This window comes from Mycolicibacter sinensis (assembly GCF_001673565.1).
Lineage (GTDB): Bacteria > Actinomycetota > Actinomycetes > Mycobacteriales > Mycobacteriaceae > Mycobacterium > Mycobacterium sinense_C.
Genome location: NZ_LZMF01000036.1, coordinates 1 through 954 on the forward strand (window position 1 = coordinate 1; position 954 = coordinate 954).

Genomic DNA, 954 nt, shown 5'->3' on the forward strand with positions numbered 1-954 from the left:
GCTGGCTGGAGATGCTGTCGCGGCACCGCGCCACGATCACCGGCGCGCCGACCTTCGCCTACGACCTGTGCGTCAAGACCACCACACCGGCCCAGCGCGCGGCACTGGACCTGTCCAACCTGACGCACGCCTGGATCGGCACCGAGCCGGTCCGCGCGACCACTCTGCAGAACTTCGCCGAGGCGTTCGCCCCGGCCGGATTTCAGCTGAACGGCATCCAGGCCGCCTTCGGTCTGGCCGAATCCGCACTGCTGGTCACCGCGATGCAGAGCCCGGAAGTCGCCGGGGTGCGCTACGTCGACCGCAACGCGCTGGGCCGCAATCAGGTGATCGACGTCGCGGCCGACGATGCCGACGCCGTGGCGATAGTGGGCTGCGGCGCGGAGCTGGACGGGATGCGGGTGCTGATCGTCGATCCGGAGACCCGGCTGCCTTGCTGCGCTGACGAAGTGGGCGAGATCTGGGCATCCGGACCCAGCATCGCCCAGGGCTACTGGGGACGCCCCGAGGAGACCGAGCACGCCTTCAACGCGTACGTGGCCGACACCGGAGAGGGCCCCTACCTGCGCAGTGGCGACCTGGGGTTCTTCCGGGACGGCGAGCTGTTCGTCACCGGCCGGTGCAAGGACCTGATGACCATTGGCGGCTACAGCCACTACCCCAATGACATCGAGCTGACCGTGCAGGCTTGCCATCCGGCGCTGATGCCCAGCCGTGGTGCGGTTTTCCTGCTGCCGGGCAAGCGCAACGCCCCCGAGCATTTGGCGGTGGTGCAGGAGGTGCACCACCATGAGGCCGTCGGGGTCGATCTGGACGAGCTGATCCAATCGATCCGGGCGGCGATCCGCACCCACCACGGGATCGACGCGCAGACCGTGGTGCTGGTCAAGCCGATGCGGATCCCGACCACCACCAGCGGCAAGATTCAGCGCAGCGCGTGCCGGGACAAGTACC

1 protein-coding gene is annotated in these 954 nt (G+C 68.6%); it reads left to right on the forward strand.

What is annotated here, in order from left to right; translation table 11 throughout:
• Positions 1–954, forward strand: a 954-nt coding sequence (locus A5648_RS06030) for an AMP-binding protein (RefSeq protein WP_165607300.1), incomplete at both ends; no start/stop codon positions are given.